The sequence below is a fragment of the Persicitalea sp. genome, from assembly GCF_041751555.1.
Lineage (GTDB): Bacteria > Bacteroidota > Bacteroidia > Cytophagales > Spirosomataceae > Persicitalea.
This window is the reverse complement of the sequence record NZ_JBGSXF010000130.1, coordinates 1-6,342: the sequence shown is the minus strand read 5'-3', so window position 1 is coordinate 6,342 and position 6,342 is coordinate 1. Positions and strand designations below refer to the sequence as shown.

Annotated in this window: 5 protein-coding genes and 1 pseudogene; 3 read left to right on the top strand and 3 right to left on the bottom strand. The window is 51.2% G+C overall.

Translation table 11 applies throughout. The annotated features are described in order from the left end of the window. The 3 genes from ACEW8P_RS04370 to ACEW8P_RS04360 all read right to left on the bottom strand — a co-directional run. On the bottom strand, window positions 1–1,271 hold a 1,271-nt coding region (locus ACEW8P_RS04370; RefSeq protein WP_373511889.1), incomplete at its 3' end, for a sorbosone dehydrogenase family protein. Between the two features lie 141 nt (window positions 1,272–1,412). Continuing rightward, window positions 1,413–2,540 carry a carboxypeptidase-like regulatory domain-containing protein gene (locus tag ACEW8P_RS04365; RefSeq protein ID WP_373511888.1) on the bottom strand — a complete coding sequence of 376 codons (1,128 nt, stop codon included), beginning with the start codon at window positions 2,538–2,540 and terminating at the stop codon, window positions 1,413–1,415. Between the two features lie 3 nt (window positions 2,541–2,543). Continuing rightward, a complete protein-coding gene (locus tag ACEW8P_RS04360; protein WP_373511887.1) occupies window positions 2,544–4,022 on the bottom strand; it encodes a hypothetical protein in 1,479 nt (492 codons plus the stop codon). Window positions 4,023–4,199: 177 nt separating this feature from the next. Between ACEW8P_RS04360 and queA the strand changes: the two genes are divergently transcribed. From queA to ACEW8P_RS04345, 3 genes and pseudogenes are all read left to right on the top strand, one after another. Beyond that, window positions 4,200–5,249 carry a tRNA preQ1(34) S-adenosylmethionine ribosyltransferase-isomerase QueA gene (queA, locus tag ACEW8P_RS04355; RefSeq protein WP_373511886.1) on the top strand — a complete coding sequence of 350 codons (1,050 nt, stop codon included), beginning with the start codon at window positions 4,200–4,202 and terminating at the stop codon, window positions 5,247–5,249. Continuing rightward, a complete protein-coding gene (locus tag ACEW8P_RS04350; protein ID WP_373511885.1) occupies window positions 5,250–5,921 on the top strand; it encodes a 2-C-methyl-D-erythritol 4-phosphate cytidylyltransferase in 672 nt (223 codons plus the stop codon). Window positions 5,922–6,013: 92 nt separating this feature from the next. Next, window positions 6,014–6,342: pseudogene (locus ACEW8P_RS04345) on the top strand (methylmalonyl Co-A mutase-associated GTPase MeaB); the annotation flags it as partial.

The following is a 6,342-nucleotide window of genomic DNA, read 5'->3' as shown; positions in this document are numbered from 1 at the left end:
ACGGTTCCTTTCACGTCATCGGCCACGTACAGCGAGCCATCCGGCCCCTGAGCCAAGCCGCATGGGCGGTGCATGGCACTACCCGGCGACATCACCGTATCCATTCCGGCAAAATTATCGGCGAATATCTCCCAATCGCCCGAGGCTTTACCATTTTTGAAGGGCTGAAACACTACAAAGTACCCGGCTTGTGGCTCGGGAGCGCGGTTCCAGGAACCGTGGAAGGCGATGAATGCGCCGTTGCGGTACTTTTCGGGAAACTGGTTGCCCGTGTAAAATAGCAAACCATTGGGAGCCATGTGGCCGGGATAGGCCGCCACCGGGTCAATGTATTTGCTATCGCCTTCTTTTTTGCCGTCACCGCCGTACTCGGGCATCACCACTTTTTTCTTCTGAATTTGGTCATAATAGATGTAAGGCCAACCCGCGTCCGCACCTTTTTTCAACTCGTACATGGCTTCGGCGGGCAGCACCGCCGACTGCTTGTCGGTATACAGATCAGGAAACAGCGTATTGAGCTGGTCACGGCCGTGCTGCATGATGAACAGCGAATTGGTTTCACCATTCCAGTCCATGCCTACCATATTACGGATGCCCGTGGCATAGTGGACGCCGTCTTTTAGTACCTGGTCGCGGCCGTTGGTTTTGAATTGCCAGATGCCGCCCACCGAGTCGAGCATGGCGCAGGGCATCATGCCGGGTGAGCCTTTGGTGCGATCTTTCACCTGGCAAGCATTGGAAGGCGCGCCGATGCCCACGTAGATATTGCCGTTCCTGTCCAGCACCACCGACTTGGTAGCGTGGGTGCCCTTGTCAGTCAGGCCCTTGACGATGCGCTCTGGCTTGCCGGGGTCAATAACTTCCTGGTTAGCGTTTAGCTTATAGCGGAAAATTTCGGTATTGGAAGTGGTGTACAAATACCCATCTCCCAGCGCTACGCCTGTGCCGCCAAAGTCGCCGAAGCCTTTCTGTTCGTTCAGTTTTCCGTCGCCGTTCGTATCGCGCAGAAAAACGGTGCCGCTACCGTTGACGGGCTTGGCCAACCGCACGTACACGTCGCCGCGTTCGGTGACCGTCAGATGCCGGGCCTTGCCTAAGTCCTCGGCTACGATGGTAGTTTTGAAATTGGCCGGGACTTTGATGACGGGTTCGGCCACAACGTTGTCGGCAATCTTGTCCTTGGCCATTTGGGCCATGGACTGGCTCGTGTGGAAAGTTGCCAGCACGCCAACCAGCAGACTAGCACCTAGATGTATTGTTTTTCTAAACACAATGAAATGGATTAATGTAAATACTGATTCAGCATCGGATAAACTGTCTTTGGCAAAAAGAGTTATTGCCTAAAATTACGGAATCGAATCTTAAACCCGAAAAAGTGTGCCTAAACAAGACTGCGGACTCCGTCACACACTTTAATCCCGCTGCCAGTCGGAGGGTAAAAGATTGGCGAAACGGTCATTGGCCAAGTCGCCGCCGACTTCCATTCCCATGGGCACAACTACCCAGCCCTGCGGTGAAATGACCGCATAGCCCTGCGGCAGTGTGATAAGCGAGTAGGCGTAAGGCATATCGGCATAACGTGAATTCCCCTTTTTGTTCAAATCAAATACTTCCAATTTCGTGCCTGACACTAACAGCCGTTCCGTTTCCAGCTCGCCCGGCCTGATCAACTTTGCTCCCCGTACTTCGTCGATCCGGTAATGCAGATAATTCTTGATAGAATATGGATTAGCGTTGGCGCCACCACCGCTGAGCAACCGCAACGCACGCAACGAGTCGGGTACTTGCTGGAATACCTGGAAGCCATTTTCCCGCAAGCTATCGGAAACCATGCCGGTCAAAAGCTGCTTTAACGAGCCTTGGTAGGCCACCTTTTGGTTGGCGCGCCAATGATTTTTCTCCTCTTCATTTTCTGGCTTCAACAACTCGAAGCGGGTGTTGCCACCGTAATACATGGTGTTTTCATAAAAATCAAAATCGGATAGGTCTTGGTAAATCATGTAGCCTAAAGCGCGGTTCTCGATCTTTAACGGGCTGGTGGACTGCGCTAGCAAGTGACCGTTATCCTCCATGGTTATTCGCAACACCTCCGGGTTTAGAATTTTGCATAATTTAGCAAATTTTCCGGTTCCCAGAAGTTCGCGCGTTACGACTTTGAACTGTCGTTGCCACTTTTTGCTCCTTTTAGAACGAATGACCACGCTCTCCAACTCTACGCCTTGTCGCATTTTGAACAGCACGGTTTTACGACCCGGCTGCTCGAAGCGCAGCGTTTGTTTGATCGGCACATAGCCCAGGTAAGAAACAGCCATATCGAGATTACCGATCGGCAAATTGGCTAATGTGTAGGCTCCTTTCTCGTTCGTGGTAGTACCGATGGAGGAGTTATTGATATAGACGTTGGCGAAAGGCAGGAGTTCGCCCGTCATTTCGTCGGTCACCGTACCCGTCAGCGTCACGGTAGTAGTTTGGCCGTGACTAATCAAGTGCGCCACGCACAACAAAATGGAGAAAATGAGTTTGTTACGCTTGAAATTCATCTGTTATTGCTTCAGTACCTGCAAAGCTAACTCACCGTCTGGAATGTTGATGTCAATGGTCAGGATACCACCAACCGACTTCAAATCGCCCAAACTAGTATATTTTCCAGAAATAGGGTCAAAGGACTTTACCCTGTAAGTACCGTTATCGGCCGCCATTTTCAAAGTCGATTTGGTAGTACCGGTAGCTCGCACGAAAACGGCGAACGCTTTGCTTTTGTCGGATAGCGTGTAGGTGATCAGGCCGGGTGCCGCGAGCGTGCTGGTGTAGTTGGGATACAGTTTTTCAAGACTATAACTATTCAGAAAATCAGCCAAGGTTTTCAACTGGGCTCGTAGCGCCGTGCTACCGCCACCGGGCGCTTTGTAAGTACCCTTTCCATCTTCATTGTCGACTGAAAACGAATAATCTAGATTATTGAACATCCCGCCGCCGCTGAGCATGAATTGCCAGGCCTGGCGGCGGTACACCGCATCGTCGGAACCCGCGAAGCCCGATTCGTCGAAGCCAATCACCTTGTCATAGTGGTAGTTCCACTGCACGGCTTCGGGCCAGGCGTAGTGAAAGTTAATAATCGAGATATTAGTTTTCACGTCCGGGATGGAGGCGCGGTAGTTGGCGTAGTTCTGGGCGATGAGATGCTTTTTGGGTAGTTTCTGCTCCGTTTGAGTGATCGTGTTGGCTATGGCATCCTGCCAATTCAAGGATGCTTCGTCGGCAAAATCCGCCTTTTGCTGCCATTCATTCTTTATCAATTCCTCCTTGTTCATGATGTTGTAAACCGGGACATTGCGGTCGGACCAAGGTTCGTTCTGAACTTCGAAAAAGAAATTGTCAAAATCATTCAGTTCGGTCACGATCTTCTTCACAAAAGCTTCTTGGTAAGGCCAAAGTCCTTTGTTGTCCAATGTTTGAGCCCGCTTATAGGGAAGGCTATCGGTGAAGTTGACATTGTTGACGGGATTCTGCGGCGAAACGCCCCAGGTTTTGTCGTTGTAAATGGAAGAGAAGAGCGTAACCTCGACGATAATGTCCCGCTTGCGCGCTTCGGTCAGGAAGTCTTTTAGCCGCACGAAATAAGCGTCGTTCCATTTCGACAAGTCGAATTTCGACTTGTCGTTTTCGGCATCCGGCCACGGACCGATGTAACGTTCCCTCTTGGGGGCCAGGTTATTTTTTTCGATGTTAAAGTCCCCCGCGAGTTCGTAGTAAGTACCCGAGAAGATGCGGGTGTAGTTCATGCCCTCGTCGGTCAGGGTTTGCAGATATTTTTTGTAGTCGTAGTCTAAGTTGAGTACCGCTCCGTAGTGTTCGCCAGAGGTAATGAGGGCGGTAGTTTTGCCCTGATAGATCAAGTAATGCGAATTTTGGGGATGCAGGGCGATGGGGCCGGTTTGGGATTGCGCCGTATGAACGGTCAACAGAAAACAATGGAAAAAAAAGAAGAGAATTAGCTTTTTCATATCGGCAAACTCAGGCATAATTTTGTAGAAAATACGAGATAAAGGTAGGATTGTTTTATTAGGTAAGACATCGGCAAGAATTTTCTCCTAAAAAATCCTTACTTTTGCGGTCTTATTTTCATCGCGATGTGCCCTTGCGTATCGCTTCAAGTTAAATCTACTGCCTTGGCTACTACTTATCGCCGTCATAAAGCAATGAAACTATCGGAGTTCAAATTTGATCTTCCCCAAAACCTGATCGCCTTGCACCCTGCCGAACGCGGAGAGTCGCGCCTGATGGTTGTACACCGTGATAGCGGCGAATTTGAACACAAATCCTTTGGCGACATCGTGGATTACTTCGACGATGGTGACGTCATGGTTATTAACAACACTAAGGTATTTCCCGCCCGTCTTTTTGGTCAAAAGGAAAAAACTGGGGCTAAGATCGAGGTTTTCCTGCTGCGCGAACTTAACCGCGAAATGCGCCTGTGGGATGTACTGGTAGATCCCGCCCGGAAAATCAGGGTAGGCAACAAACTGTACTTCGGCGACAACGACTTGGTGGCCGAGGTCATCGACAACACCACTTCACGCGGACGCACGATCCGTTTCTTGTCCGATAGCTCGCACGAGGAGTTTATGAAGCTGGTCGATCAACTGGGCGAAACGCCCTTGCCGCCCGAGATTATCTCGCGCCGGAAGGTGGAAAATGCCGACCGTGACCGTTTCCAGACCATTTTTGCCGAACACACGGGTGCCGTAGCGGCCCCAACGGCAGGAACGCACTTCACCAAGGCTATTATGAAGCGCCTGGAAATCAAAGGCGTGGGTTTTGCCCCCGTGACGCTGCACGTGGGTCTCGGTACTTTTCGCAGTGTAGATGTCGAAGATTTGACCAAGCACAAGACCGACTCGGAGAAATACCTAATCCAGCCATCGAGTGCCGATATCGTCAACAAGGCCCTGGATAGTGGCAAGAAAGTGTGCGCTGTAGGCACCACTTCTTTGAAAGCCATCGAATCGTCGGTGTCGGCGAGTGGTCATCTTAAAGAGGTGGACGGCTGGACGGATCGCTTCGTATTTCCGCCCTACGAGTTCAAGATCGCCAACGCCATGATCACCAATTTCCACCTGCCGGAGTCGATTCTGCTGATGTCGGCGCGGGCCTTCGGTGGCAATGATCTCATCAAAGAAGCCTACAAAGTCGCGATGAAGGAGAAGTACAAGTTCTTCACATACGGCGACGCGATGCTGATTTTGTAAGTGAACAACTTTGCTATCATCGTCGCCGGTGGCAGCGGGAGCCGCATGAAAAGCGAGTTCCCTAAGCAGTTCTTGCTTATCGGCGGACGTCCGGTGTTGATGCGGACGCTGGAAGCATTTCGGAATTACTCAGCGACGATTGGATTGGTTCTGGTTCTGCCCGAAAGCCAGTTCGACTTTTGGGGTACTTTGTGTGAGGAGCATGATTTTTCACTCGACTACCAGTTAGTCGCCGGAGGTCAGACCCGCTTTCACTCAGTACAAAATGGCTTACGAAGCATTCAGTCCGAAGAAGGATTCGTAGCCATACACGATGGTGTACGACCCTTTGTTTCTTCCCAAATTATCGCTTCTTCTTTCCAAAAAGCCGCCGAAGCCGGAACGGCAGTCACCTGCGTGGCTTTGAAGGATTCGGCTCGGCTCGTACGGGCTGATGGTACCAACGAAGCGGTGAACCGTAGCGATTATCGCCTGGTACAAACCCCTCAGACCTTTCGCCTCGACTGGATGCGGAAAGCTTTCGACACAGTGGCCCAGCCGCATTTTACTGACTGCGCCAGTGTGCTGGAAGCGTCGAAGTACCCCATTCACCTGATCGAAGGTTCCTACGAAAATATTAAAATTACCACGCCGGAGGATTTACTGTGGGCGGAGGCCTTTTTGACAAAATAAATTTTTGGAAATTGGACATTGGATTTTAGATTTTCCAGAATCCAACCGCACTGGCGAACCGGTCCAACGTCCAACGTCCAACGTCCGTTTTCATGCGTCCTCGCTTCACTCCCAACGCTTACATAGACGGAATCCTGAACGGGGATCGGATGCTGCTAAGCCAGGCAATTACCTTGGTGGAGAGTCAATTAGCTTCTGATCGTGACATAGCGCAGCGGGTATTGGAAGGCATCCTGCCGCAGACTGGCAACTCTCTCCGTATTGGCATCACGGGCGTGCCGGGCGTGGGAAAAAGTACGTTCATTGAAGCTTTCGGGCAATACATCACCTCGCTGGACAAGTCGCTAGCCGTGCTGACGGTGGACCCCAGCAGTCAGCGGTCGGGCGGCAGTATTCTGGGCGACAAAACGCGCATGGAAGG